Here is a 26997-nt window from a genome sequence, read left to right as displayed (position 1 = left end):
TTTAGCTAACTTATACTATCTTGAACCTGGGAACAGCAAATCGACAAATCTGGCGGCAGTCGGTTGCGGCTCATGATTGGCGAGACCCGGACGCTCGTTGGCTTCAACGAAGATATAGTCCGGCTTCTCGGGCTGTTTGACCATAAAGTCAATGCCCACGACCGGTATACCAATTGCTTGGGCAGCCTTGCAGGCAGCATTGACCAGATCTGCATGAACCGTGGCGGTCACGTCATGGATCGTGCCGCCCGCATGAAGATTGGCCGCCTTGCGCACGGTTATTTCGCGACCGTCCTCCAGAACAGAGTCGAGTGACAGAGCTTGTTCCTCAAGGCATCTTTTCGTTTCCGCATCGACCGGAATACGGCTTTCTCCGCCGGTCGCCGCAGCGCGTCTGCGCGATTGTGTCTCGATAAGTTTGCGGATCGTTGACTTCCCATCTCCGATCACGCGCGGCGGACGGCGAACTGCAGCCGCGACAAGCTGGTAATCGATGATAACCAGCCGGAGGTCTTCGCCTTCAAAACATGCCTCCAGCAGCACACGGTCGCACACAGATCGCGCCTGTTTGATCGCAGCACGCAGATCCTTGATGCTCGAAATACCGACGGAGATTCCTCGTCCCTGTTCGCCCCGAGCCGGTTTCACAACCAGCTTGCCGTGGCGTTTCAGAAAAGCTTCCAGCGCGTCGTCACTCGCTTCGGCAGCGATCTGCTCCGGCACCGTCAGCCCAGCGGTCTCAACGACACGGCGCGTCACGGCCTTGTCGTCACAGATCGACATCGCCACGCCCGATGTCATTTCAGACAGGCTTTCGCGACAATGAACTGAACGCCCGCCATAGGAGAGGCGGAAAAATCCGCCTTCGGCATCGGTCACATCAACCTGAATACCACGGCGCACAGCTTCATCGATGATAATGCGGGCATATGGATTCAGCGCATCGAAGGATTCCAGATGTGAGGCGAAAAACTTCTCGTTGATTGCATTTTTGCGTTTAATCGCGAAAAGCGGAACACGGCGAAACTTCAATTTTTCGTAGAGCCGTATGGCGTTCTCATTGTCATGCAGAACCGAAAGATCGATATGGCTTAGCCCGCGAGCCTGAAAATGTTCGGCAAGTTTTCGCACCAGTTTTTCGCCGATTCCCGGCTGCCGTGCTTGCGGATGAACGGCGAGGCACCAGAGCGAAGCACCGCAATCAGGATCATCGAAAAGACGCTGATGATCTATACCCGTCACCGTGCCGACGATTTCACCTGTGGCATCGTCCTGTGCCACGAAATAGGTAACGGCCCGGTTGTCCCGCTCAGACGAGAAAAAGTCCGGTCGCAGTTGAACCATACCGCAGGCCGCATAGACGGCATTGATGCCTTCTGCGTCTACTTCCGATACCGCGCGACGAATGGTGACACCACGCGTCCGTCGGCCGCCCGGACGATAGGTTGCAAGCTCGATGCGGTAGGTATGCGACGGGTCGAGAAATATCTCATGTGGCGCAAGCGACAGCAGTACATGAGGATCACTTACATAGAAGACGATATCGCGGCTTGCTGGCGCTTCCGCCCGCAATGCCTCGACAATGGCTTCATTGGTTTCGAAGGTCTGCGCAAAGAGCAATCGTCCCCAGCCGCAGTCGACGACCACATCCTGCTTGCGGCCTTCCGTTCCCGCCCGGTCATGGCCATACATATGTTCCTGATAAAAGCCTGCACTTTCAGGTGTGCGCAAGCGCGTCAGACGATGCGAAAAGGCTTTGCGACCTCTCGCTTTCTGCCGGGTCATATCCACCTCACCGGGTTTTCGCATGTCATGCCTCCTGCGCCTGCAGCCACATTTCGAGAAGGCCAGCCTGCCATAGCTCCGAACCACGTAACGGCGTTATGTGATCGGACGGCTTTGCGAACAGGCTTTCCAGGTAGTCGCGTTGAAAAAGCCCGCGCTCCCTCGCCTTTTGCGACGAAAGAGCATCACGCAACATGTCGAGATAGGGACCTGCAATATATTTAAGCTGTGGCACCGGAAAGTATCCCTTCTTGCGATCGATGACTTCGCTTGGAACGACCTTCCTCGCCACATCCTTGAGGATACCTTTGCCGCCATCGCGCAGCTTCTCTTCCGGCGGAATGCGAGCCGCGAGCTCTACCAGTTCATGGTCCAGAAACGGCACCCGCGCTTCAAGTCCCCAGGCCATCGTCATGTTGTCCACGCGTTTGACCGGATCGTCCACCAGCATTACATTCGTGTCGAGCCGCAATGCACGATCGACCGGTGTATCCGCACCGTCCTGCAGCAGGTACTCTTCCAGAAACTCCTGACTGTAATCGCGTTCCGGCATCCATTCCGGCGATAATTGCGTGGCAAGCACGTTGTGCGAGCGGTCACGAAATCCCTTGGCATAATCGCTGACAACATCGTTGGAATCGACCAGTGGCGGATACCAATGATAGCCGCCAAAGACTTCATCAGCCCCCTGCCCCGACTGGACAACCTTGATATGTTTCGAAACTTCCTTGGAAAGAAGATAGAAACCGACATTATCGTAGGACACCATCGGTTCCGACATTGCGGCGATTGTTCCCGGCAGGGCATCCATGAGGTCTGCCGAGGGCACAAAAATCTTATGATGCTCGGTACCGAAATGTTTAGCGATCAGGTCGGAATAGACAAACTCGTCGCCTTTTTCCCCGTTAGCTTCCTCGAAACCGACTGAAAAGCTCATCAGGCCCGATTGACCAGCCTCGGCAAGCAATCCAACGATCAGGCTCGAATCCACACCGCCGGACAAAAGCACACCGACCGGCACGTCAGAAATCATCCTGCGCTTGACGGCTACGCGAAGCATATCGAGCAATTGCTCCTGCCATTCCTCCCGGCTCAAGGCGCCATCACCGGGCAGACGGCGATAAGGTGCCCGCCAGTAGATACGGTCGCTGAAACTGCCATTCGGTTCGTAAACCCGCATCGTCGCGGGAGGAAGCTTTCGAACACCGTTGTAAATCGTGCGCGGCGGCGGCACGACAGCATGAAAGCTCATATAATTGTGCAAGGCTGCACGGTCGATCGACGTGTCGATACCTCCCGCCTTGACCAGAGCAGGCAAAGACGAGGCAAAACGCAACGCACCGTCCACCTCGGCCAGATAGAGCGGCTTGATACCGAACCGGTCACGCGCGAGGATAATCCTGCCCGTATCGCGTTCGTGAATAGCGAAGGCGAACATACCCAGGAAGCGCGATACGCAGCTTTCGCCCCAAGCGTGCCATGCCTTGAGGATGACTTCTGTGTCACCATCGGAGAAGAACTTGTAGCCCTTCTGTTCCAACTCAGTGCGCAATTCTCGGAAATTGTAGATGCAGCCGTTGAACACCAGCGTCAAACCGAGGTCCGCATCAATCATCGGCTGCTGCGATTTTTCGGAGAGATCGAGAATTCTTAGTCTTCGATGCCCGAAGCCGACATTGCCCCGGATCACAATCCCGGACGCATCCGGTCCGCGAGGACTGAGTACATCCGCCATTTTCGAGACTGCCGAAACTGACGGCGAACCGCCGTCGAACCTGACTTCTCCGCAAATACCACACATAAAAAGGGTTGAAACCTCCATTGTCCTTCATAAACAAATGAGGCCGTCGCGTCTGTTATGGCGGCGGCCTGCATAGTTGCAAATGCGGGAGCGCCGGGATGGTTCCCAACTTTTTAGCTTTCGTTATACGGTTTTCCCGACTGTATTCGCCTTGGAAAGCATATAGTTTTCGGCTGAAACCATATGCTCATGCGTAATGCGGCGGGCATCTTCACGACGATTTTCAACAAGCGCCGCAAGCAATCGGTGCTGGAAAATAAGTCCTTCTTCGCGCGAAGCCGGTGTCGGATCGGCATAGATCGCCCGCGCTATCGGCAGGCTTCGCAACAGATTATGGGTCAACCCGCAGATGAAGCCCAGCAACCGATCGGGACAGAGTTGCGCCAGCGAGGAATGGAAATCCAATTCCGCGACGCGCTGGTGGTATTGATCATCAAGATCGACCGGCGGACGGTCATAGACCCGCATTGTGTTTTCCAGCCGCGCAATATCGTCGCCGGTCAGTCTTCCGCACAGCAAGGTAGCGACTTCCGGTTCGAGAAGCTTGCGAATGGCATAGACTTCGGCAAGGCTCGGCTGGTCGAAAAAGAAATAGCTTCCAAGCATTTCCATTGCATGCTGAGCGGAAGGCTCGGCCACAAAGGCGCCGCCGCCAGGGCCGCTGCGCGTAAAAATCAGCCCCTGCGTTTCCAGCGCTTTCATCGCTTCGCGCACGGTGCCCTTGGCCGCCTTGAACTGATCGATCAATTCCTTTTCCTGTGGCAGGCGGTCTCCCGGTTTCAATGCATCGGAACGGATGACATCCTTGATACGATCGGCAATCTCCTCCGGCCGCCGACGGGCTTTTACCGCCCTCGCGCGCGGTTGCGGTTCGTGATCGGAATTCCGGCCCGGTCTGACCATAGTCTGTTACTCTTTCCTGATGCGCGGAGCGCTTTCCACGAGTTGTCGTGTATAGGCATGTTCCGGCCTGGCAAAAAGATCGCTTGCGGTCGCTTCCTCGACTATTTCCCCGAAATACATCACGGCGACCCTGTCAGAGATGGCCTCCACCACAGCAAGATCGTGGCTGATGAAGAGGTAGGAGAGACCAAACTCCTTCTTCAGTTGATCGAGAAGCAATAGAACCTGCGCCTGAACGGACACATCGAGTGCGCTGACCGGCTCATCGAGCACGACAATTTCCGCTTCCGCAGCCAGCGTGCGGGCAATGGCGATGCGTTGCGCCTGTCCGCCGGAAAATTCGTGCGGATATCGTTCCAACGTATCATTGGGCATCTGAACGGCGTCGAGCAATTGGATCATGCGCTGTCGGCATTGTGCAGAATCCAGCCCGCCCAGAAGCTTGAGCGGTGTTTCCAGTATCTGGCGGATCGTCTTTCTGGGATTGAGTGAAGCAACAGGGTCCTGAAACACATATTGTATGACCTTGCCGAATGCCTGTGCGCCCGAATTCCGCAGTTCGCTTGAATCCCGACCCGCAATCGTCATGGTGCCGTCCGTCGGCTCGGTCAACCCGACAAGCATTCTGGCGAGCGTGCTTTTGCCCGACCCGCTTTCGCCGACAATGGCCAGTGTCTCGCCGCTTCTGAGATCAAGCGAAACACGTTTAACAGCCTCGACTTTGTGGCGCTCCTTCCCCAGAAAACTTCGCCCGCCACCAAAGGTTTTGCTGAGATCGCGCACGCTGATCGCATTGTCGCTCATCCTGTCGCCTTCCCGTTCTCGTATCTGAAGAGACCAGCCACACGGTCCAGAAAGTCGGCTCCCTGCCCAAGTTCGGGAACACAGGCGATCAAGCGCTTCGTATAGCTATGCTGCGGATTGGAAAGAACTTCCGCAGTCGTACCTGTCTCGACTATTTCACCGTCTTTCATGACCGCCACACGGTCGCAAATCTCCGAAACCACTCCAAAATCATGCGTGATAAACAGGAGCGCCATGCCACGCTCGCGCTGGAGATCGCGCAGCAGTTCGAGAATGTGCGCCTGCACGGTGACATCAAGCGCCGTCGTCGGTTCATCAGCAATGATGATATCGGGATCGTTGGCTAGAGCCATTGCGATGCCGACGCGCTGTCGCTGTCCACCTGAAAGCTGGTGTGGATAGTGATTGGCCCGCTCCGCTGCATCCGGAATACCAACCTTGTCGAGAAGGGCAATTGCCTGTTGCCGCCGTTCGGTTGCTCCGACCCGACGATGTGCAGCAATCGCTTCCTCCACTTGCCGTCCGACCGGATACATCGGATGCAGGGTCGTCAACGGATCCTGAAACACATAGGCAACGCGCGCGCCCCGCGCTGCCGTCAACTCGGGTTCAGACATTGAAAAGACATCCCGGTCGCCCAGATAGATCGCGCCGTTACGTATAAGGCCCGGCGGGGATGCCACAAGCCCCATCACCGACAAGGCGGTTACGCTCTTGCCTGATCCGCTTTCCCCAATCAGGCCGAGGCATTCGCCACGCTCCAGTTCCAGTGAAACATTGCGCACGGCGGGTGTGAAGCGTCCACCATTGACAAAGCCTGTTTCCAGCCCGGCAATGGAAAGCGCTTTTCCGCTGCCCTTGATCACAGGCGACGACCGCTGTTTGGCAATATCGGTCACTGCCCCCGGTCGACCCAATGCACCGGATCGCAATCGCGGATCGAGGACATCGCGCACCCCGTCTCCCAATACGTTGAGACTGATTACCAGCAGGAAGATCATTAACCCAGGTACGATGGAGACATGCGGGGCATTGAACAACTGGGCCCGGCCTTCACCGAGCATGGAGCCAAGATCGGCCTGTGGCGGTTGTGCGCCGAGGCCAAGGAAGCTCAAGCCCGCCGTTTCGAGAATCATCCAGCCCGCCGTCGTCGACATGGTAATGACGATAACCGGCAGCACATTGGGCAGCACTTCGCTCAACAGGATCGAAACGGGGCTTTTTCCCGAAAGCCGGGCAGCGTCGATGAACTCGCGATGCGCGAGACCAAGCGTAACGCCGCGGACATTGCGTGCGAAGAACGGAATATTGACCACCGCGATCGCATAGAGCGCGTTCATCAGGCCCGGCCCAAGTACCGCCACGATCGCCAGCGCCAGCAGAATATAGGGAAATGCCATCAGCATATCGATGCCGCGCATCATCAGATTGTCGGTTCGTCCCCCCGCATAGCCAGCCACAAGACCTATAGCCGAACCGACAATTGCCGCGATCAGTGTCGCCGCAAAGCCAACAGCCACTGAAACCCGCGTGCCCCATATGACACGGCTCAATATATCGCGCCCCAGTTGATCTGTGCCAAAAAGATGCCCCTCGCTGAACACAGGCTTCAATCGCATTGCAGGCGACGTGGCGTCGGGATCGGGAAGCGGAAGAACGGGAGCCAGCAGAATGATGAGACATATCAGGATGAGCAAAAATAAGCCGAACGCAGCCAGGCGATTGCTCATCAGGAGACGCCATGAGGACATGCGGACAGCCGTTGGCGCGGCAGAAAGTTCCGGAAGCGCGCTCATGAACGTATCCTTGGATCGAGCATGGTCTGGATGACATCAGCCAGCAGATTGAAGAGGACGTAACTCGCGGCAACCACAAGCACACCGCCTTGCACCAGCAGAATATCGCGGGTGGAAATGGCCTTCACCAGCATGGCGCCAATACCAGGCCACTGAAATACCGTCTCAATGTAGACAGCACCGCCCAGTACGAAACCCGCCTGAATACCAATAACTGGAATAACGCTGACAAGTGCGGCCCGAAACGCGTGGCCGTAAATCACGCGGCGTTCGTTCAGTCCTTTGGCTCGTGCAGTCCGGATATAATCCTGACGAAGGACCTCCAGCATTGCACTGCGGGTCAGGCGCGCTATCACGCCTGCCGCCACCACGGCCAGCGTCGTGGCGGGAAGGATCAGATGCCAGAGCAGATCCTTCAGGTCACCGCCACCATAGACAGCATACATGCCGGACGCTGGCAGAACGCGCCAATGGACCGCGAAGAGATAGATCAGCAGCAGCCCCAACCAGAATGAGGGGATGGAAATTCCCGCGAGCACGATGAAAGTGATCGTCCTGTCCGCCCAGCCGAACTGACGCACTGCAGAAACGATCCCTGCGAGCAGCCCGAAGACAGAACAGAGCACCAGTGCGACACCAGCAAGCACGAGCGTAGCCTGAAAACGTTCCAGAACCTCATCCAGCACCGGACGATTGAGCACGAAGGAGCGCCCGAAATCGCCGTGCAGGAGGTTGCCCATCCAGACAAAGTATTGTTGCACCAGCGGCTTGTCGAGGCCGAGATCGCGATTGATCCGTTCGACATTTTCCGGTGTTGCATACGATCCGAGCAACGCAGTTGCCGTATCGCCAGGTATCATTGCCATCACTAGAAAAACGATGATCGAAATCCCGAGCAGCACTGGAACAACGGCGACAAGTCGCTTGAGGATATAGGCTGGCATGAAAGCCCTCCTCGCTTATTCCTTGGTTACGTCTTTCAAATGCAGCAGAAAGGACGGCTGCAACTTGAACCCTTTGACGCCGGCCGTCGTGACCGCGTTCTGTTTCCAGTTCGCCACGAAAAGCCATGGCGCATCGTCATGGACGATACCCTGCACTTCACCGTAAAGCTTTCCGCGTTCGGTCTGATCGGTCGACGAACGTGCCCTTTCCAGAAGCTCATCCACTTTGGGATTGGAATAGTAGCCGGAATTGAAGCCGCCCTTGTCCGGCAGCGCGTCACTGCGCAGTGTCAGATAAGGCACCGTGTCCGGATCATTGGTCATCCATGCCATCTCGGCCATATCGGCCTTGCCCTCAAGTCCCGGATTGACCTTGCCCAGGAACGTGTTCCACTCGTAGGTTTCGATCTTGACCTTGAACCCCACAGCCTGAAGATCGGCCTGGATCGCCGCTCCCATCGTGATCGGATCGAGCATACCCGAACCACCTTCTGTCACGTAAAACGTGATTTCCGGATTGCTGGCTCCGGCCTCAGTGAGAAGTGCCTTGGCCTTTTCCGGATCGTATGGATAGGGTTCGGTCTTGTTCTCGACCCAGTTGAAGGCGGGCGGGATAGGCCCGGCAGCAACGGTTGCGGAACCCTGCAGTACATTATCGACAAGCCCTTGCTTGTTGACCGCATAATTGGCTGCCTGACGCACTTTCTTGTCCGCAAAAGGACCGCTCTTCGCGTTCAGGATAGTGAACCACACATGGGGCCCAGCCTGTTCGGCGACCACGAAATTCGCGTCCTGCTTGAATGTGGCAAGATTGTCCGGCGGTACTTCCACCATGACATCCAGCCCGCCCGCCATCATCTCCGCAACGCGGGTATTGGCATCTGTGATCGGGCGGAACACGATTGCTTCCAGTGCCGGTGCCATATCCCAATAATCGGGATTGCGCTCCACGACCACACGCTGACCGGATTGCCATTCTGCGAATTTGAAAGGACCGGTTCCGGATGGATGACGGCCAAATTCCTTACCGTATTTTTTGACCGCTTCGGGAGAAACGATCAGGCCGGTTGGGTAGGCCAGATTGGAGAGGAACGGGGCGAAAGGTTCCTTCAACTTGAATTCAACCGTATGATCGTCGCGTGCATTGACCGCGTCGATGGACGAGAAATTGAACGAAAGCGGAAATGGGCCAGTGTTATAGAACGGATGGTCTTCCTTCAGCATTCTGCCGAAGTTGAATTTGACCGCCTCAGCATTGAAATCCGATCCGTCATGAAATTTCACGCCCTGACGCAGCTTGAACGTATAGGTCTTGCCGTCATCCGAGATCGTCCAGCTTTCGGCCAACGCTGGCTCCACTTCCAGCGTCCCGTCTTTGTAACGCACCAAGCCATCGTAAATGTTGACCAGAATGCGGAAATCGTTGGTGGCCGTGACTGTATGCGGATCCAGTGATTGCGGCTCCGCAATCTGTCCGACAATCAGCACATTGGGCGGCGTTTGCGCCAGCGCGACTGTGCCCGCCCCGGCGACCGAAAGCGCCATAGCAGTCAGGACGGCACGGAATAACCTTCTCATGGGGTTCCCCTTCATTTGTCAAATCCGTCTGACTCTAATTTATAGGCATAAATTTACGATCATCAACAAATTATCATAATTAATTTTCTCGAGTCAAAAAAAGCGGGCCTCAGCCCGCTTGTGATATCAGAAAGTTTCAAGCTTATTCTGCAGGTGTATCTTCAGGCTTGAGATCCTGCTCGGCCTTGGTCGATTTCTGATGCGTGAAACCCTTGAGTCCCTTGGCAGTTTCCTCGGCATCACGCTTGATCTCGACCTCGCTCATTGCGTAGTAAACAGCAAGTTTTGCAATGGAGGTCAGCGCGCTCAGATGAATGCGTTCATAACCATGCGAGGCATCAACGCCGAACGTCAGCAAGGCCGTACGCACATCATGCCCAGCTTCGACCGCAGACGCGGCATCAGAACGGTAATAACGGAAAACATCCTTCTGCACCTGAATGTCATGCTCTGCGCAAAGCTCGAACAGTTTCTTCGTCAGATGATAATCGAATGGCCCGGTCTGATCCGCCATGGCAAGTGTGACACCGAACTCCGATGAATTCTGGCCCGGCGCAGTCGTGCCATTGTCGATGGCGACCAGCGAGGCAATATCGGGCACCACGACCGCAGAAGCCCCGACACCCACTTCCTCACCGATGGTAAACAGCCAATAGCTATCGACCGGCGTTTCCACATTTGCTCTCTGCATCGCTTCCAGAGCTGCAAGCATGATGGCGACGCCTGCCTTGTCATCTAGATGGCGCGATACGATAAAGCCATTATCGATGAATTCTGGCTCTGGATCGACGGCAACGATGTCGCCCACATCGATACCGAGTTGCAGCAGATCATCTCGATTTCGCGCGAGCGCATCGACGCGAAGTTCAACATAGGGCCAACCAACCGGCTGCGTATCGACTTCCTCATTGAACGTATGGCCGGAAGCCTTCAGCGGGAGAACCGAACCACGATAAATGCCCTTGGATGAGAAAATGGAAACACGGGCGCCTTCGGCGAAGCGTGCGGACCAGTTACCGATTGAAACCAGTTCCAGTCGCCCGTTTTCCTTCAGATATTTTACCTGCGCGCCCAGCGTGTCGACATGCGATACGATCCCGCGCGCTGGTCGCTCCGTTACGCCTGCCCGGCGCGCACGAATAGCACCCCGGCGCGTCAGTATTACCTCAAGCCCCAGATGCTCCAGCTCTCGCGCAACATAACGGACGGCTTCGTCGGTAAAGCCGGTCGGGCTGGGTATGGCAAGAAGCGCCTTGAGCCGTGTTACAAGATAGTCCTGATCGATTGTGATAGCGGTCTGCATCGTTCATGTGTCGCAAAACGAAACCGTAACGTCAACGCCATGTCCGCAATGGAAGACCCCGGCGCCGGTGTTAAGCAGCGCCGAAGCGAGATCAGAAGTCCCAGTCTTCATCCTCGGTTGCGACCGCCTTGCCGATGACATAGGACGAACCGGAACCGGAGAAAAAGTCGTGATTTTCGTCCGCATTCGGCGAAAGCGCAGACAGGATGGCCGGATTGACTTTGCACGCCTCAGCCGGAAAGAGCGCTTCATAGCCGAGGTTCATGAGGGCCTTGTTGGCGTTGTAGTGCAGGAATTTCTTGACGTCCTCAGTCAAGCCTACACCGTCATAAAGAGCCTCCGTGTAGCGGACTTCATTATCGTACAGCTCAAGGAGAAGTTCGAAGGCAAAATCCTTGATTGCCTGCTTCTGCCCTTCGCTCAGGCTTTCAAGCCCGCGCTGGAACTTGTAGCCTATATAATAGCCGTGCACTGCCTCATCGCGGATGATAAGCCGGATAAGATCGGCAGTATTGGTCAGCTTTGCCCGGCTCGACCAATACATCGGCAGATAAAAGCCCGAGTAGAACAGAAAGCTTTCCAGAAAGACGCTGGCGATCTTCTTCTTCAGAGGATCATCTGCATGATATTGATCAAGGATCAGGACGGACTTGCGCTGCAAAAACTCGCTTTCCTCAGACCAGCGATAGGCATCGTCGACATCCGGCGTGAGGCACAGCGTCGAGAAAATCGATGAATAAGACCGCGCATGCACAGCTTCCATGAAGGAGATGTTGGACAGCACCGCTTCTTCATGCGGCGTCACCGCGTCGCCCATCAGCTTCACTGCACCGACTGCGTTCTGGATCGTATCAAGAAGCGTCAGCCCGGTGAAAACGCGGATCGTCAGTTGCTTTTCCTGCGGCTTCAACGTTTCCCATGACTGGATATCGTTGGACAGCGGCACTTTTTCCGGCAGCCAGAAATTGCCCGTCAGGCGGTTCCAGACCTCAAGGTCCTTTTCATCTTCGATCCGGTTCCAGTTGATCGCGCGCACTGCGGCAGGCTTCGGGGTCTTGGTTTTCACTTGAATGTTCATTCGTCATCACCAGTGGTCAGAGGGCGCAGGATACGCAGCCCTGCACTTCCGTGCCGGAAAGCGCCATCTGGCGCAGGCGGATGTAGTAGATAGTCTTGATGCCCTTCTTCCACGCGTAGATCTGTGCGCGGTTGATGTCGCGTGTCGTTGCGGTATCGCGGAAGAACAATGTCAGAGACAGGCCCTGATCGACGTGCTGCGTTGCCGCCGCGTAAGTGTCGATGATCTTCTCCGGGCCGATCTCATAGGCATCCTGATAGTAATCGAGATTGTCATTGGTCATGAAAGCTGCCGGATAGTAGACACGACCGATCTTGCCCTCCTTGCGGATTTCAATTTTCGACACGATCGGATGGATCGATGACGTCGAATGGTTGATGTAGGAGATCGAGCCTGTCGGCGGCACGGCCTGAAGGTTCTGGTTATAAAGGCCACCCTCCATCACCGCATTCTTCAGATTGCGCCAGTCGTTCTGTGTCGGGATCGCAATGCCCGCCTTTTCAAAGATTTCGCGAACCTTTTCTGTCGCCGGTTCCCAAAGCTGATCGGTATATTTGTCGAAATATTCCCCCGATGCATATTTGGATTTCTCGAAACCCTTGAAGGATTTCCCCATCTCCACCGCGATCTGGTTCGATGCGCGGATCGCATGATAGGTCACCGTGTAAAAATAGATGTTCGTGAAATCGACACCTTCGTCCGAACCATAGTAAATCCGCTCGCGGGCAAGATAACCATGTAGGTTCATCTGCCCGAGACCGATGGCATGGCTTTCATCATTGCCTCGGGCGACCGATGGCACGGAACCGATGTGGCTCATGTCGGAAACGGCGGTAAGAGCACGGATCGAGGTCTCGATGGTCTTGCCGAAATCAGAGGAATCCATTGCTGCCGCAATGTTGAGCGAACCCAGATTGCACGAAATATCCTTGCCGAGGTGATCATAGGACAGATCTTCACTGAAGATGCTCGCCTCGCTCACCTGGAGGATTTCCGAACAGAGGTTGCTCATTGTGATGCGCCCGTCGATCGGATTGGCGCGGTTCACCGTGTCCTCGAACATGATGTAGGGGTAGCCGGATTCGAACTGGATTTCGGCCAGAACCTGAAAGAACTCGCGCGCGCTCATCTTCTTCTTGGTAATCCGCGCATCGTTGACCATTTCGCGGTATTTTTCCGTGACCGAAACCTCTGTGAGAGGCACACCGTAAACCCGCTCCACATCATAGGGGGAGAAGAGGTACATATCCTCGTTGTTCTTCGCGAGCTCGAAGGTAATGTCCGGTATGACTACGCCGAGAGACAAGGTTTTGATGCGAATTTTCTCGTCTGCATTTTCGCGTTTCGTATCGAGAAATCGCATGATATCCGGGTGATGTGCGTGCAGATAGACTGCGCCAGCGCCCTGCCGCGCGCCAAGCTGATTGGCGTAGGAAAAGGAATCCTCCAGAAGTTTCATCACCGGAATGATGCCGGATGACTGGTTCTGGATTTGCTTGATAGGGGCGCCCGCCTCGCGAATATTGGTGAGACTGAGCGCCACGCCACCGCCACGCTTCGACAATTGCAAGGCCGAATTGATGGAGCGGCCAATGGACTCCATATTGTCCTCGACCCGCAGCAGAAAGCAGGAGACAAGCTCGCCGCGCTGCTTCTTTCCTGCATTGAGGAATGTGGGTGTCGCAGGCTGGTAGCGGCCCGAAATGATCTCATCAACCAGATCGCGCGCAAGCTGTTCACTGCCGCGCGCCAGCGCCAGCGCCACCATGCAGACGCGGTCTTCATAGCGTTCCAGATAGCGCTTTCCGTCAAAGGTTTTCAGCGTGTAGCTGGTATAATATTTGAACGCGCCTAGAAATGTCGGAAAACGAAATTTTTTCGCATAGGCTTCGTCGAAAAGGTCACGAACGAAATTGAAGGAATACTGATCCAGCACCTCCTGTTCGTAGTATCCCTCCGTCACCAGATAATCGAGCTTTTCCCGCAGATTATGAAAAAAGACAGTGTTCTGGTTCACGTGCTGGAGGAAATACTGCCGCGCGGCCTGCCGGTCGCGATCAAGCTGGATTTTCCCCTCGTCATCGTAAAGGTTCAACATCGCGTTGAGCGCGTGATAATCCAGCCCGTCCGAGAATTTTGACGGTTTGTTACTGTTGGAATTCACCGCTTGAGGCGCATCCTGCACCACTGGCCGTGCTTCGCGCTCCCGGATCAGGGTCGTGTCTGCCGTATCCAAAATCGTTCCATCCCGTTTTTGACATTGCCAATGTCCTCATCGGTTCCCAGAAGCTCGAAGCGGTAGAGATAGGGAACCTGACATTTGGCGGAGATAATATTGCCGGCGATACAGAAGGCTTCGCCGAAATTGCTGTTCCCCGCGGCGATGACGCCGCGGATGAAAGAGCGATTGTTCTCGTCGTTGAGGAAGCGGATTACCGGCTTGGGAACAGCGCCCTTGGAACCGCCGCCGCCATATGTGGGCGTCACCAGTACAAATGGCTCGCACACCTGCCATCCGCCCGAACCGTCCATAGGGATACGGTTCGACCGCATTCCAAGCCGCTCAACAAACCGGTGCGTATTTTCCGACCGGCTGGAGAAATAGACGATCAGGCTCATGAGATCGCAACTCTCAGGCGAAAGCGCTGATCATATCGGGTCGGAATCCCGCCCAATGGGATTCCCCGGCGACGACCACCGGCACCTGACGATAGCCCATCCCCTGAACGAGATCGAAAGCGCCGGCATTGGCGGAAATATCAATAACTTCATATTCGATACCCTGGCGATCGAGGGCACGCGTGGTCGCGGTGCACTGGACGCAGGCGGGCTTGCTGTAAACGGTGACGTTCATTTCTTCCTCACTGGTTGGGAGACGCAAAGAGCCGTTCGCGCATCGCAAGATGCGCGTCAAAAAGCACAAGATAGGAAACCGGTCAGCCGCCACGACGAGCAGTCTGACCACAACAAACTATGCCTCGAAAGGAGGACCGGAACCGAAACTGAATAGACTGGACATGGACTTCACCCCGAAGCTATGAGCGGGAAGTTCGGGGCAGCAATCGGCAAGGCAATAGCTTGCCACACAAGATTGCGCGCCAACCGGACACCCCGCCCGTGGACGTACTCGTTCAAGGCAGGTCTCCTGGCTCACGGATCAACGTTTCTGCCCGCCTTCCCGGCCTATGCCAGTGACATGATGAACAGAACTCTCCGCTTACAGTTGCGGGGGCAGCTCCGGCATTGCCGCATCCGTCATGGATGAAACGCACCGGATTCCCGTCTTAGCTTTCGACTCAACGAATCGAAAGAACCTAGAACACTATATATAGTAGTCTACGTTAAAAACTCGTCAACGGATAGTTGGTGGCAAAGCGTAAAATTAGCGAGCCATTCAGGCAGCCTGTGAATAGCAAGGATTATCGCTGTTTATTTTGCGGGTTTGATCGGTTTCGGTCTGAATTCCGGCTTGATGGCCTTCAGGGCCATGCGGTCGACCATCGCCGGAGCGATGAGTTTGAGCCAGCGTCCGAATCGCATCTGGCGGGTCATCAGCACTTCGCGCTTGCGCGCGTGGACACCTTCCAGCATCAGCCGCACCGCTTCCTCGACTGGCATCATGCGATCTTCGTGTACACCGCTTGTTCCCAGCGCGTCGCCGCTGGCGCTGTAGCCTACCTTGCGAATATCGGTCTTAACGACACCCGGATAGACGATAGTGACGGATATGCCGCTCGGTTCCAGTTCCGATCGAAGTGCTTCACAGAAGCCGGATAGAGCGAACTTCGTTCCGCTATAGGCGGTGCGCCCCGGAACGCCGATCAAGCCGGCGACGGATGACACCGCCACGATCCGCCCCTTGCTTGCGGCAAGATGGGGAAGCGCTGCATGAATGGGCCAGACGCTGCCCCAGTAGTTTAACTCCATCAACTCATGCATCCAGTTGAGGTCATCCGGCTCGATCTCGGCGAAATTAGCATGTGCTGACATACCCGCATTCACGATCAGCGTATCGATGCGACCGAAAGCGGCAGCGGCCTTCCCGATCAGGGAGATACAGGCAGCACGATCTTTCACATCGGTCGGCACCACAAGAACGGAACTCCCCAGTTGTCGTAACTCGGTGGCCAGATTTTCCAGCTTTTCGACATTGCGTGCAGCGAGCACAAGAGCAGCGTTTGTACGGTCGCGCCGGGCAATTTGCCGTGCGGTTTCAGCACCTATACCATCTGATGCACCCGTTATGATCGTCACGTCCATGCCAGGCCTCCCTGCCCATCGATAAGACAAGCAGGGTACAAGCTGTACAATCCGCGCGTCCAGCGGTTTAGACGCTGCGCGATAGAATGGCGGCGATGACCAGACCGTCGATCCGCTATACGTGTTATTGCTGGCGCGAGCGACGAGCTTCCCCCATAAGGTCTGCAATCAGGCGAAACCCGGCAAATTGCTTTGAGTGAAGCAATCACAAAACCGTGTGACCGACGAATAACTGGTCAACATTTTCAACCACTTATGTTCCAGTCGGTCTCACCTGTCAGCTTCTAAGTGATGTTTTCAGCGTCTTAGCCGAAGGGAGAAATTGACAGTTCAGCTTCTTATCCTGTATCGATCGTTCAGTTTTGAACATTGTTCAGTATATTGAACGATCAAAAGCTTCTCCCAAGGCTTTCCATTCAGAACTGCCGATGTATCGGCTGCATCGGAGAGTTACGGGGGCGCTTCCTTCCCAAGACAGAAGCGTTTCTGGAATAAGCCCCAGCGTTGTGTGCCGGTGAGGAAATGAGAGACCTCGGCGCTGGTAAAAGTGATAAGGGTGGAATGATGACAACAGAGATCAAGCCATTTTCGTTCGACACGGTCGGCTCGATGCTCGTCGAATGGAGCGCCGCAAAGCGCCTCGGCGAAATCCTCGGCGAACGGTTTTCCGAACGCAAGATTCTGATCGTGACGGACAAGGGGCTGCACAAGGCCGGTGTCCTCGACCATGCACTGGCTTCGCTGGAAAAAGCCGGTTTCGGCATCAGCGTTTTCGATGATGTGGTGGCCGATCCACCGGAATCCGTGCTGTTAGCCTGCGTCGAACAGGCCAAGGCTGCTGGTTGTAACCTTGTGCTTGGCCTGGGCGGCGGTTCATCCATGGATATCGCCAAGCTTGCAGCCGTACTGCTTGTCTCCGAACAGGAACTCTCCGAGCTGTATGGCATCGGCAAGGTCCAGGGCAGCCGCCTGCCGCTGATCCAGATCCCGACTACGGCGGGAACAGGATCGGAAGTCACCAACATCACCATTCTGACCACCGGTGAGACGACGAAGATGGGTGTAGTTGCCCGTCAGCTTTACGCCGACTTCGTGATCCTCGATGCGGAACTGACTTGCGGCCTGCCTGCGCTTCATACGGCCGCGACCGGAATCGACGCCATGGTCCATGCCATCGAAGCCTATACGAGCCGGATCAAGAAGAACCCGCTCTCCGACGCGTTCGCCCGCGAAGCTCTGAAGCTTCTTTCGGCCAATCTGATCGCGGCTTGCGAAAACGGCCATGATCGCCATGCCCGCGAGGCCATGCTGCTTGGTGCCAACTATGCCGGTCAGGCTTTTTCCAACTCGCCAGTCGGCGCTGTTCATGCACTGGCTTACCCGCTTGGCGGCCACTACCATGTGCCGCATGGTCTTTCCAATGCGCTGATGCTTGGTCCGGTGCTGCGCTACAATATGGCGGGTGCAGCCAAGCTATATGCAGAGCTTGCCGATCTGCTGCTGGAGAAATCCGAAGGCACGACGGAAGAGCGTTCAGCGGCCTTTGTCACCTATATGGAAGCACTGATGAACAAGTCCGGCGCGCCGCGCCGCCTGCGTGATGTCGGCGTGACCGAAGACAGTCTTGAAATGCTGGCGCGCGACGCGATGCTGCAAACGCGGCTTCTGGGCAACAATCCGGTCGATGTGACTGAGGCCGACGCTCTGGCGCTTTATCGCGAAGCTTTCTGATCAAACATAACGAACTGACGGACCAAGCGCCGGAGAAGTGAGCTGACTGCCACTTCTCCGCAGCTTGGCTCTATGTCTGCGGAGAATAAATTGAGCACTGAACGTATCGACGGTCAGGAGCAGCCTTTTTGGCCTGCCGGACCGTTCAAAATTCGCCTGCCTTTCGTCCATTACAAATTCGAGTGGCCTGACTACTGCCAGGGGCTTCTCATGTGCGCTGTCGATCTGTCGGCTATTCCGCTCATGGCGGAACTTCTTGGCATGCCATTCGAAGTCGCACTCGCGGTCGTCGTGTTGAACGGGCTTTTCTATCTGACGCACCATCTGCTCGGCGATCCGGTCGTTCCCGGCTGGATCACACCTGCTGTCCCGCTCATTATGGCCTATTGTGCGACCTTCCCTGAAGGGCCAGAACGCATACATGCGCTCGTTTCCTTCCAGATGATGCTGGGGCTTTTGTCCATATTCATCGGCGCAACCGGCATCGCCAACCGGGTGATTGCAGCAATCCCGCAAGCGATCAAATCGGGCATCATTATTGGCGCCGGGTTTTCGGCCGTCATTTCGGTATTCAAGGTCGGTGGAAATTTCGATACGTTCCCGTTCACGATCTCCATCGCCATCGGCCTCTGCTTTTACCTGATGTTCTCGCCGCAGTTTAACCGGCTGTCGCGTAACGGCGGCTTTTTCGGCCTTATCGGAAAGCTCGGCGTACTGCCCTGCATCCTGCTTGCCGTGGTAATTGCCCCGCTCTTCGGGGAAGCCAAATGGCCAGAATTCCAATGGACAATCTCGTCCCCGGATTTCGCCACGCTCTGGCGTGAATATACAGTCTTTGGCCTCGGTATGCCGCCGCTATCCATGTTCCTGACGGCTCTGCCGACAGTGCTCGCGACCTATATCGTTCTTTTTGGCGACGTTCTGAAAACCAAGTCGATTATCGGCGAGGCCCAGCAGCACCGGCCCGACGAAAAGATCGACTACAACCCCAACCGCGCTCACCTGGTTTTCGGCATGCGCAATACCGGAATGTCGATCCTCGGACCCGATGTGACCATGTGCGGTCCGGTTTGGGCTGCAATGCAGGTTGTTATCTGCGAACGCTTTTCCAAGGGCAAGAAGTCGATGCATTCGATTTTCGGTGGTGCGGGATCGTTCCGCTGGGGTACAAATACCGGCCTGTTCCTCATGCCCATCGTCACACTCGTCCAGCCGATCCTCGGCGTGGCGCTGACGCTGACACTTCTAATCCAGGGCTATGTATCTGTGCGCATCGGTGTCATGGAAGCCCGTTCACAGCGTGATCTCGGCATTGCAGGCATCACAGGCGCAGTTCTGGCAACGCGCGGTGCAGGCTGGGCCTTCGCCACCGGCGTCATCCTCTGCCTTCTGATCTATGGTCGGGAATTCTTCCGAGGCGAAGTTGACCATACTTTCGTAAAAGACCAGAAGTCCTGACAAAATGCCCCTTCCGCATATATCTGCGGAAGGGGCGCACGGTTCTGAATGCGTTAACTGGCAACCACTTCCGGCAATGGCCTGTCCACGGTCATAGCATGATCAAGCACCCGCTGCAGATTGGCGGCATGACGGAAACTCGGCTCCAATTCCGCACCATCGGCGACAGCGCGTGCAAAACGCTGGTAATTCGTCTCCACCGTACCGGCATCGATATCGTGCCAGACCGGCGTTTCAATATCTTCGCCAATAGAGCCGCGCAGACTTGAACCGTTAGGCGTATGAAGAATTTCCAGCGCGCCCTTGTCGCCATGGATACGCAGCCGCAGCTCATTCAGGTGCCCCGTCGCCCAGCGGCTGGCATGAATGACACCCAGCGCGCCATTGGCATATTCCGCCATCATAACGAAGCTGTCATTCGCATCGAGCACATACTCACCGATATGGTTGTTGTCTGCCTTGTCGAAAGTTTTCAGGCGCGCAGACGCCCGTTCCACATCGCTGCCGATGGCATAGCTGGCAAAATCGAGAATATGAATGCCGACATCGCCCAGAACGCCGTTCGAACCATGGCGGGTTGAAAGACGCCAGAGCCATTTGCTCTCGGTCTTCCAGTCACCCCACGTCTTCGACACCAGCCAGCTTTGCAGATAGGATGCCTCGAAATGGCGCACCTGGCCGATCTCGCCCGCCATCACCATTTCGCGCGCCTTTTGCAGGGGCGCGACATTGCGATAGGTCAGATTGACCATGTTGATGATGCCCGCCTGCTCGGCAGCGTCCGCCATTTCAGCGGCTTTTTCATAGCTTTCAGCAAGCGGCTTTTCGCAAAAAACATGCTTGCCTGCCCCGACCAGCGCTAGCGTGGTCGGGTGGTGGATGGCATCCGGCGTGACATTGGCGACCGCATCGAAACGGCCCCATTCCAGCGCGTCCTCAAGCCGCGTAAAGCGGTTGTGAATGTCGTGATTTTCGGAAAACGCATCGACACGCTCCGCTGAGACGTCACATGCTGCAACCACCTCAACGCCGTCGATCGCCTTGAAAGCTTCGGCATGGTTTTTCGCCATGCCGCCAGTACCCAGAATAAGAAGACGCATCTTGCACCTCAGCGATAACCGGCTTCACCGGCCTTGTGCAGCCTGGGCCCGCGTTCGACAATCGGCTCCAGCGCCTTTTCGACTGGAACGTTCGGCGCGATGTGAATGCCCGTCCATGCCGGTTGTGGATTGTAGGCCCATTTGACCGAATTGCGCAGAACCGTCTGCACATTGGCATCGTGATAGGTCGGATAGGTTTCATGTCCAGGACGGAAATAAAACACATTGCCCGCACCGCGTCGCCAGGTCATGCCGGAGCGGAACACTTCGCCGCCCGCGAACCACGAAATGAACACGGTTTCCAGCGGCTCCGGCACGGAGAACTGTTCGCCATACATTTCCTCATGCTCGAGCACGAAATTCTCGTCCAGCCCCTGGGTAATCGGGTGGCCGCGATTGACGACCCACACACGCTCCCGCTCGCCTGCCTCGCGCCACTTGAGCGCGCAAGGTGTCCCCATCACACGCTTGAAGATTTTGGAGAAATGACCTGAATGGAGCACGATCAGCCCCATGCCTTCGAAGACGCGCTTGGCCACCCGCTCCACGACTTCGTCGCTGACGCCACCATGATCCTTGTGCCCCCACCAGACCAGCACATCGGTCTCGGCAAGGCGCGCTTCCGTCAGGCCGTGCTCGGGTTCCTGCAAGGTGGCGGTCGTCGCCTGAATGGCACTGTCGGCATTCAGCGCGTCGGCAATCGTGTTGTGCATGCCGTTCGGATAGACCGAACGCACCGTTTCGTTGATCTGTTCGTGGATGTTCTCACCCCAGACGATAGTACGAATAGGCACGGTATTCTCCTTGCTGCGGGCGTCAAAGCCCGATTGTCTCGTGTATCATTGAGCTTGGGAGGTCGGCGTCAAACGGCGCGGCCCTTTTCATCAAAACGATGAACATTTTCCCCCATCGGGGAAACCGAGAGCGTCTCGCCTGATTTGCGCACCGCGACGCCGCTTTCGCGGACCACCAGCGGTTCCTCCAGGCCGAGATCGATATAGACATAGGTATCAGAACCGAGAATTTCGGTGTGGATCACGTGACCGGTCCAGTGGCCTCCTTCGGGAACGATAGCGAGATGTTCGGGACGCAGACCCACTGTATGAGCACCGTATGGCTCGGCATGTGTGCCGGTCAGGAAATTCATCTTCGGCGATCCGATGAACCCGGCGACGAAAAGCGAATTCGGCTTTTCGTAAAGCTCAAGCGGCGTCCCGATCTGCTCCACACGTCCGTCGCGTAGCACACAGATGCGGTCGGCCAGTGTCATCGCCTCCACCTGATCATGCGTCACATAGATCATGGTGGTGTCTTCCATGCTCTGGTGGAGCCTGGCGATCTCAAGCCTTGTAGCCACACGTAGCGCCGCATCGAGGTTGGACAAGGGTTCGTCGAACAGGAAAACCTTGGGGTCGCGCACGATGGCGCGCCCTATCGCAACGCGCTGGCGCTGACCGCCGGAGAGCTGGCGCGGCAGCCGCTCCAGATAGGGCGCCAGTTGCAGCATCTCCGCAGCCTTGTGAATACGGGCCTTGCATTCATCCTTGTTCTTGCCTGCAAGCTGCATACCGAAGGCCATGTTCTCATAGACCGTCATATGCGGGTAAAGTGCATAGGACTGGAAGACCATTGCGATGCCGCGCTTCGACGGTGCGAAACTGTTGACCACAGTTCCATCGATGGCGAGGCTACCCGACGAAATTTCCTCCAGCCCCGCGATCAGACGCAGCAGCGTGGACTTGCCACAGCCCGAAGGGCCGACAAAGACCATGAACTCGCCGGGACGGATATCCATGTCGACGCCCTTGATGACATCGAAATTGCCGAAAGACTTGCGCACATCGCGCAACTGAAGTTCTGCCATGTGTTAAGACTCCTAGCCCTTTACGCCACCCGCCGTCAGACCGGACACGATCCGCCTCTGGAAGATGAGCACGAGGATGACGAGGGGAACCGTCACGATGACGGAAGCCGCCATGATGTTACCCCAGGGGATTTCAAACTGACTGCTACCGGACAGAAGCGCGATGGCCACAGGCACGGTGCGCTGGCTGCCGGACGAAGTGAAGGTGAGCGCGAACAGGAACTCGTTCCATGCGGAGATGAAGGCAAGCAGACCTGTTGTCACCAGTGCGGGCCACATGAGCGGCATGAAAACGCGCGTGATGATAACCCACGGTGATGCACCGTCCACGATGGCCGCTTCTTCGATCTCGACCGGCAGATCGCGCATGAAGGTGGTGAGCACCCACACCGTAAACGGCAGCGTGAAGATCATATAGGAGAAGATCAGCGCCAGTGGAGTATTGAAAATGCCTAGAAAGCGGATCAGCTCGAACAGACCCGCCAGAACGGCAATCTGCGGAAACATGGACACTGAAAGAATGGTGAGAAGCAACAGCCCCCTGCCCCGGAAGCGCACCCGCGCCAGCGCATAGGCTGCCGTGACTGCCAGCAGAAGCGAAATCGCCACCACTACGGTCGCCACCAGCAGCGAATTGCCGAGGCTGCGCAGGAAGCTGCCCTGTGTGAGAACACCGGCATAATTTTCAAGCGAGAAACTGCTTGGCCAGTAATCGACCTGAAACAGCGCAGTTCCTGATTTGAGACTGGTGATGATCGCGTAATAAAATGGGAACACTGCAATCAGAATGATCAGCGCCACCAGCAGGTAAAAGCACAGGGTTTTCACATAATGCATCATGCTATTCTCCCCTGCTGCCGACATTGACGCGCCCGAAGAACATGTAGAGCACGGTGATGGCCGCAATGATGAGAAACAGCATCGTCGATGCCGCCGCACCATAGGCAAACTTGTCAAAATCGAAGAGATTTTCACGCGCAAAGACCGACATTGTCTTGGTCTGCGCGTTATTCGGCGTCAGCACATAGATCAGATCGAAAATGCGCAAGGCGTCGAGCATACGGAAAATGATCGCCACCATCAGCGCCGGGCGGATCAGCGGCAGCGTCACCCGCCAGAACACTCTGACCGGATGCACCCCATCGATCTTCGCCGCTTCGTAAATGTCGGATGGCACCATTTGCAGGCCCGCCAGAATGAGCAGCGCCATGAAAGGCGTCGTCTTCCAGACATCAACGATCAGGATTGCAACCATCGCGGTGTCGGGATTGGCCGTCCAGGCGATCTTCTGGCTGATGAGACCCAGATTGAGCAGGATATGGTTAAGGATGCCGAACTGGTCGTTGAGCATCCAACCCCACATCTTGGCCGAAACAATCGTCGGGATCGCCCATGGGATCAAGATTGCAGCGCGCACAAGTCCGCGCCCCCGGAAATTCGCGTTCAGCACCAGAGCGACGACCAATCCGAAAATGGTTTCCAGACTGACCGACAGAAGAGTGAACCTGATCGTGTTCCAGACCGCGCCCCACCAGGCCGGATCAACCAGAAGACCACGATAAACGGTGCGTCCGCTCTTGAGCGTCACCCACGACAGATAATTGTTGAAGCCAACGAATTCCGCAGCGCCAAGGCTCGTCAGGGACGCATTGGTGAAACTGAAATAGATAGTCCGAAGCAGCGGCCAGCCAGCCACCAGCGCCAGTACGATCAGTGTCGGTGCGAGAAATACCCATGCCGACCGCATTCGCTGCGCGCGCAGATCGGATTGAACCCGGCGTTTGCCGGCCGAGCTCCCCGAAATATCGAGAGACGTCTCCGTCATGATCCCACTCTTGGTCCTGCTCAGAGGGATTTGAGCGTTCGGATTGCCCGACAGCGGGGGCTTGGGAGAACAACCCGAACGCGGCTTGATCGGTTCTTACCAGCCAGAGCCTTCCAGCTCAGTCAGTTCGACCTCAAGCATTTCGAGATTCTCTGCAGCCGTTCCATTGCCCGAAAGCGTCTTGTGAACCGCAGTCCAGAATTTCGATGACACTTCGTTATATTTGACCTTCGTTGCAGCCGATGGCCGCGGCACGGCGTTCTGGAAGATCGGTTTCCAGTTGGCCATGAAAGGCTGCGCGGCAGTGATCTCCTTGTCATCGTAAAGCGCTTCAATGGTCGGCAGGCGCGAAATCTCCACAGCCTGTACCTTCTGCACTTCCGGCGATGCCAGATATTTGACGAGTGCGATGGCCGCATCCTGTTTGGTCGAATATTTGGACACGGCCAGGTTCCAGCCACCGAGCGTCGAGGATGGCGCATCTCCATCGGCACCGGCAGGCAATGGCGCCACGTCGAACTTGCCCTTCACGCCGCTATCCGCGCTGTTACCCAGCGCATAGGCATAGGGCCAGTTGCGCATGAAGACGGCATTGCCAGTCTGCCAGACGCCGCGTGACTCCTCTTCCTGATAGGCAAGCACGCCCTGTGGCGAAATCGAGCCGATCCAACCTTTGGCACGGTCGATGGCAGCGGCTGCCTTCTCATTATTGATCGAGATCGCGCCGTCCGCCTCGACGATCTGACCACCACCGGACGACTTGACCCATTCAAGTGCGTTACAGGTCAAACCTTCATAGGCGTTACCCTGAAAGACAAAGCCCCAGAGATCGGACTTACCGTCAGCCCGCTCCTTATCCATGATTTCCTTGGCGGTCGCCGTCATTTCATCCCAGGTTTTAGGAACCTGCTTGTTGTATTTTTCCAGAAGATCCTTGCGGTAGAAAAGGGCCGGAGCGTCGGTATAGAACGGTAGCGCAACCAGCTTTCCATTCACGGTCTGCGACGCGATGATGGATGGGAAATGGGTACCCGTGACATCCTTGGTGGCTTCCGTCAGATCGACAAACTGATCGGACAGTTGCGGCGCCCATACCACGTCCGTCTGGTAGACGTCGATATCGGCGTTACCGGCTGCAAGCCATAGACGATACTGGCTGAACTGCTCGCTGCTTGATGGCGGCATCGAGACGATATTGACCTTGTTGCCGGTATCTTTCTCGAACTTGACGATCTGTTCCTGCAGAAACTTGATGTTATTGCCTGTTGAATTGGCCGCGATGGAAATCTCCACCGCATGAGCACTCACCGTTGCCAGGCCAAACGCCACGCAAGCCGCGAGCACACCCTGAAAAGCCTTCATAGTTCCCTCCTCCCATCCATTCTGTATGCGGTTTATTAAAATCGAAAACGGTTTGGATAACAAAAAGGTTGCAGAGGACCGCATTTCTGTCAAGCATCAGATTGAGCGCGTTGCTTTATTTTACTTAATTGCGATCCTCACGCAAATATAATTCAATGACTTAGAGTTCGTGGTAATTGTTGATTGCCATTGCGGAGGCATATGCTTTCAACCATGCCTGCACAAGAATTCAAACAAACTTGAAAACGGTTTGGATTTGTTGCACACTATGTGTTGCAGCAAGCCAGAGAACGCAACCAACCAATTGTTAACCGCAAGGAAGCAGCTATAATCCGCCAACTTGCCTGCCTGTACAACTTGAAAGCCAAATGAAACTCCGTGAATTCGCCAAACATCTCGGCCTCTCTGCCACGACCGTCAGTCGGGCGTTGAGCGGCTATCCCGAAGTGGCGGAAAGCACGCGCAAACGCGTCATGGATGAGGCTGTGCGCCTCGGCTACAGACCCAACGTTAATGCAGTCAGGCTGGTTACCGGGCGCGCGGGTGCCATCGGTGTCGTGATGGGTCGCAACAGCGAATTTCATTTCGCCGAATTCATGCGCGGCATGGCGGAGCGGCTCAGTCAGGACGAGGTCGATATTCTGGTTAGTCCGATTGCCAACAACGGCACTGATGACGAAGTACAGCTCTGCCGGCGCCTCGCCACCAGCCATCGCGTCGATGCGATCATCGTGACATCTCCAAAGCCCAATGACGAGCGCATACGCATGCTGCACGAATTGGGGATGCCCTTTCTCGTGCACGGGCGGTCTGAAACCGACATTCCGCATGCCTGGCTCGATATCGATAATGAGGGAGCGGTTTGCCGCTCGACTGCCCATCTGCTCGACCTCGGCCATCGACGTATTGCGATGATCAGCGGGCGATATGGTTTCACTTTCTCGCTCCATCGTGACGAAGGCTATCGCAAGGCGCTCGAAAGCAGAGGTATTCCTTTCGACCCTGACCTGGTGGAACATGGCGATTTCACCGACGAGATCGGTTATCGCCTCGCGCGCAAGCTTTTGGAGCGCGCCCCGCGCCCGACAGCATTCGTTGCCGGTTCGATGATGACGGCGCTGGGTATCTATCGGGCCGCGCGTTCTGTTGGCCTGACAATCGGCAAGGATATTTCCGTCATCGCCCATGATGATGTCATCTCGTTCCTGAGCGCCGACAATATGGTTCCATCGCTGACTGCCACCCGCTCTTCAATGCGCGCCGCAGGTCAACGCTGCGCCGATCTTTTGATGGATATACTCGACGGACGTGCCGCGACCGACATTCACGAACTCTGGCCCGTGGAATTGATCCTTCGGGAATCTGCAACTCGCGTACCCGAATGGGCCTGAGCCGCAGACTTCGC

22 protein-coding genes and 1 riboswitch are annotated in these 26997 nt (G+C 56.0%); of the genes, 3 read left to right on the top strand and 19 right to left on the bottom strand.

Translation table 11 applies throughout. The features are described 5' to 3' along the window. Positions 1-15 precede the first annotated feature (15 nt). From ngg to FIB18_RS12090, 13 genes are all read right to left on the bottom strand, one after another. A complete protein-coding gene (gene ngg / locus FIB18_RS12150; protein ID WP_140020958.1) occupies positions 16-1809 on the bottom strand; it encodes an N-acetylglutaminylglutamine synthetase in 1794 nt (597 codons plus the stop codon). A 1-nt stretch (position 1810) separates the two neighbouring features. Then, complete coding sequence (locus tag FIB18_RS12145; RefSeq protein WP_140020957.1) at positions 1811-3586, bottom strand: N-acetylglutaminylglutamine amidotransferase; 1776 nt, start codon at positions 3584-3586, stop codon at positions 1811-1813. A gap of 123 nt (positions 3587-3709) precedes the next feature. Then, complete coding sequence (locus FIB18_RS12140) at positions 3710-4489, bottom strand: FadR/GntR family transcriptional regulator (protein ID WP_140020956.1); 780 nt, start codon at positions 4487-4489, stop codon at positions 3710-3712. A gap of 6 nt (positions 4490-4495) precedes the next feature. After that, positions 4496-5293: an ATP-binding cassette domain-containing protein gene (locus tag FIB18_RS12135; protein WP_140020955.1), complete on the bottom strand. Its 798-nt coding sequence runs from the start codon at positions 5291-5293 to the stop codon at positions 4496-4498. Next, on the bottom strand, positions 5290-7089 hold the full coding sequence (locus FIB18_RS12130) for a dipeptide/oligopeptide/nickel ABC transporter permease/ATP-binding protein (protein ID WP_140020952.1): 1800 nt from the start codon (positions 7087-7089) through the stop codon (positions 5290-5292). Before FIB18_RS12130 ends, FIB18_RS12135 begins: the two co-directional genes overlap by 4 nt. Next, complete coding sequence (locus FIB18_RS12125) at positions 7086-8033, bottom strand: ABC transporter permease (protein ID WP_140020951.1); 948 nt, start codon at positions 8031-8033, stop codon at positions 7086-7088. Before FIB18_RS12125 ends, FIB18_RS12130 begins: the two co-directional genes overlap by 4 nt. Before the next feature lie 15 nt (positions 8034-8048). After that, complete coding sequence (locus FIB18_RS12120) at positions 8049-9611, bottom strand: ABC transporter substrate-binding protein (RefSeq protein ID WP_140020950.1); 1563 nt, start codon at positions 9609-9611, stop codon at positions 8049-8051. A 142-nt stretch (positions 9612-9753) separates the two neighbouring features. Beyond that, a complete protein-coding gene (locus FIB18_RS12115; protein WP_140020949.1) occupies positions 9754-10914 on the bottom strand; it encodes an osmoprotectant NAGGN system M42 family peptidase in 1161 nt (386 codons plus the stop codon). A 91-nt stretch (positions 10915-11005) separates the two neighbouring features. Continuing rightward, complete coding sequence (gene nrdF / locus FIB18_RS12110; RefSeq protein ID WP_140020948.1) at positions 11006-11992, bottom strand: class 1b ribonucleoside-diphosphate reductase subunit beta; 987 nt, start codon at positions 11990-11992, stop codon at positions 11006-11008. A gap of 16 nt (positions 11993-12008) precedes the next feature. Beyond that, the gene (nrdE, locus tag FIB18_RS12105) at positions 12009-14228 is read right to left on the bottom strand and encodes a class 1b ribonucleoside-diphosphate reductase subunit alpha (RefSeq protein ID WP_140020947.1); all 2220 of its coding nucleotides are present in this window, start codon (positions 14226-14228) and stop codon (positions 12009-12011) included. Beyond that, positions 14204-14611, bottom strand: a complete 408-nt coding sequence (gene nrdI / locus FIB18_RS12100; RefSeq protein WP_140020946.1) for a class Ib ribonucleoside-diphosphate reductase assembly flavoprotein NrdI — start codon at positions 14609-14611, stop codon at positions 14204-14206. Before nrdI ends, nrdE begins: the two co-directional genes overlap by 25 nt. Positions 14612-14624: 13 nt before the next feature. Further along, positions 14625-14846, bottom strand: a complete 222-nt coding sequence (gene nrdH, locus FIB18_RS12095) for a glutaredoxin-like protein NrdH (RefSeq protein ID WP_140020945.1) — start codon at positions 14844-14846, stop codon at positions 14625-14627. 264 nt (positions 14847-15110) lie between these two features. Next, positions 15111-15325, bottom strand: a riboswitch (cobalamin riboswitch). Between the two features lie 96 nt (positions 15326-15421). Then, positions 15422-16252, bottom strand: a complete 831-nt coding sequence (locus tag FIB18_RS12090; RefSeq protein WP_140020944.1) for an SDR family oxidoreductase — start codon at positions 16250-16252, stop codon at positions 15422-15424. Between the two features lie 561 nt (positions 16253-16813). Between FIB18_RS12090 and FIB18_RS12085 the strand changes: the two genes are divergently transcribed. After that, positions 16814-17983: an iron-containing alcohol dehydrogenase gene (locus FIB18_RS12085; protein ID WP_140020943.1), complete on the top strand. Its 1170-nt coding sequence runs from the start codon at positions 16814-16816 to the stop codon at positions 17981-17983. Positions 17984-18073: 90 nt separating this feature from the next. After that, positions 18074-19441 (top strand): hypothetical protein, encoded by a 1368-nt coding sequence (locus FIB18_RS12080; protein ID WP_140020942.1) that lies wholly within the window; start codon positions 18074-18076, stop codon positions 19439-19441. A gap of 53 nt (positions 19442-19494) precedes the next feature. Here FIB18_RS12080 and FIB18_RS12075 read toward each other — a convergent pair whose 3' ends face one another. The 6 genes from FIB18_RS12075 to FIB18_RS12050 form a co-directional block, all read right to left on the bottom strand. Beyond that, complete coding sequence (locus FIB18_RS12075; RefSeq protein WP_140020941.1) at positions 19495-20541, bottom strand: Gfo/Idh/MocA family protein; 1047 nt, start codon at positions 20539-20541, stop codon at positions 19495-19497. 8 nt (positions 20542-20549) lie between these two features. Beyond that, positions 20550-21335 (bottom strand): ThuA domain-containing protein, encoded by a 786-nt coding sequence (locus tag FIB18_RS12070; RefSeq protein ID WP_140020940.1) that lies wholly within the window; start codon positions 21333-21335, stop codon positions 20550-20552. Between the two features lie 68 nt (positions 21336-21403). Beyond that, positions 21404-22405, bottom strand: coding sequence for an ABC transporter ATP-binding protein (locus FIB18_RS12065; RefSeq protein ID WP_140020939.1), 1002 nt, complete (start codon positions 22403-22405; stop codon positions 21404-21406). 12 nt (positions 22406-22417) lie between these two features. Next, positions 22418-23245, bottom strand: coding sequence for a carbohydrate ABC transporter permease (locus FIB18_RS12060; RefSeq protein ID WP_140020938.1), 828 nt, complete (start codon positions 23243-23245; stop codon positions 22418-22420). 1 nt (position 23246) lies between these two features. After that, positions 23247-24230 carry a carbohydrate ABC transporter permease gene (locus FIB18_RS12055; RefSeq protein WP_140020937.1) on the bottom strand — a complete coding sequence of 328 codons (984 nt, stop codon included), beginning with the start codon at positions 24228-24230 and terminating at the stop codon, positions 23247-23249. 96 nt (positions 24231-24326) lie between these two features. After that, the gene (locus FIB18_RS12050) at positions 24327-25592 is read right to left on the bottom strand and encodes an ABC transporter substrate-binding protein (RefSeq protein WP_140020936.1); all 1266 of its coding nucleotides are present in this window, start codon (positions 25590-25592) and stop codon (positions 24327-24329) included. Positions 25593-25960: 368 nt separating this feature from the next. On the opposite strand from FIB18_RS12050, the gene FIB18_RS12045 reads away from it, so the two are divergent. Then, positions 25961-26983, top strand: a complete 1023-nt coding sequence (locus FIB18_RS12045; RefSeq protein ID WP_140020935.1) for a substrate-binding domain-containing protein — start codon at positions 25961-25963, stop codon at positions 26981-26983. Positions 26984-26997 lie beyond the last annotated feature (14 nt).

Origin of the sequence: Brucella pecoris, assembly GCF_006376675.1 — a bacterium.
GTDB lineage: Bacteria > Pseudomonadota > Alphaproteobacteria > Rhizobiales > Rhizobiaceae > Brucella > Brucella pecoris.
This window is presented reverse-complemented; position numbering and strand designations above follow the sequence as displayed.

What these genes read in the sequence shown, in the direction of transcription:
- ngg (WP_140020958.1), bottom strand. Translation starts at nt 1,809, where the DNA reads ATGCGAAAACCCGGTGAGGTGGATATGACCCGGCAGAAAGCGAGAGGT.
- FIB18_RS12145 (WP_140020957.1), bottom strand. Translation starts at nt 3,586, where the DNA reads ATGTGTGGTATTTGCGGAGAAGTCAGGTTCGACGGCGGTTCGCCGTCA.
- FIB18_RS12140 (WP_140020956.1), bottom strand. Translation starts at nt 4,489, where the DNA reads ATGGTCAGACCGGGCCGGAATTCCGATCACGAACCGCAACCGCGCGCG.
- FIB18_RS12135 (WP_140020955.1), bottom strand. Translation starts at nt 5,293, where the DNA reads ATGAGCGACAATGCGATCAGCGTGCGCGATCTCAGCAAAACCTTTGGT.
- FIB18_RS12130 (WP_140020952.1), bottom strand. Translation starts at nt 7,089, where the DNA reads ATGAGCGCGCTTCCGGAACTTTCTGCCGCGCCAACGGCTGTCCGCATG.
- FIB18_RS12125 (WP_140020951.1), bottom strand. Translation starts at nt 8,033, where the DNA reads ATGCCAGCCTATATCCTCAAGCGACTTGTCGCCGTTGTTCCAGTGCTG.
- FIB18_RS12120 (WP_140020950.1), bottom strand. Translation starts at nt 9,611, where the DNA reads ATGAGAAGGTTATTCCGTGCCGTCCTGACTGCTATGGCGCTTTCGGTC.
- FIB18_RS12115 (WP_140020949.1), bottom strand. Translation starts at nt 10,914, where the DNA reads ATGCAGACCGCTATCACAATCGATCAGGACTATCTTGTAACACGGCTC.
- nrdF (WP_140020948.1), bottom strand. Translation starts at nt 11,992, where the DNA reads ATGAACATTCAAGTGAAAACCAAGACCCCGAAGCCTGCCGCAGTGCGC.
- nrdI (WP_140020946.1), bottom strand. Translation starts at nt 14,611, where the DNA reads ATGAGCCTGATCGTCTATTTCTCCAGCCGGTCGGAAAATACGCACCGG.
- nrdH (WP_140020945.1), bottom strand. Translation starts at nt 14,846, where the DNA reads ATGAACGTCACCGTTTACAGCAAGCCCGCCTGCGTCCAGTGCACCGCG.
- FIB18_RS12090 (WP_140020944.1), bottom strand. Translation starts at nt 16,252, where the DNA reads ATGGACGTGACGATCATAACGGGTGCATCAGATGGTATAGGTGCTGAA.
- FIB18_RS12085 (WP_140020943.1), top strand. Translation starts at nt 16,814, where the DNA reads ATGATGACAACAGAGATCAAGCCATTTTCGTTCGACACGGTCGGCTCG.
- FIB18_RS12075 (WP_140020941.1), bottom strand. Translation starts at nt 20,541, where the DNA reads ATGCGTCTTCTTATTCTGGGTACTGGCGGCATGGCGAAAAACCATGCC.
- FIB18_RS12065 (WP_140020939.1), bottom strand. Translation starts at nt 22,405, where the DNA reads ATGGCAGAACTTCAGTTGCGCGATGTGCGCAAGTCTTTCGGCAATTTC.
- FIB18_RS12060 (WP_140020938.1), bottom strand. Translation starts at nt 23,245, where the DNA reads ATGATGCATTATGTGAAAACCCTGTGCTTTTACCTGCTGGTGGCGCTG.
- FIB18_RS12055 (WP_140020937.1), bottom strand. Translation starts at nt 24,230, where the DNA reads ATGACGGAGACGTCTCTCGATATTTCGGGGAGCTCGGCCGGCAAACGC.
- FIB18_RS12050 (WP_140020936.1), bottom strand. Translation starts at nt 25,592, where the DNA reads ATGAAGGCTTTTCAGGGTGTGCTCGCGGCTTGCGTGGCGTTTGGCCTG.
- FIB18_RS12045 (WP_140020935.1), top strand. Translation starts at nt 25,961, where the DNA reads ATGAAACTCCGTGAATTCGCCAAACATCTCGGCCTCTCTGCCACGACC.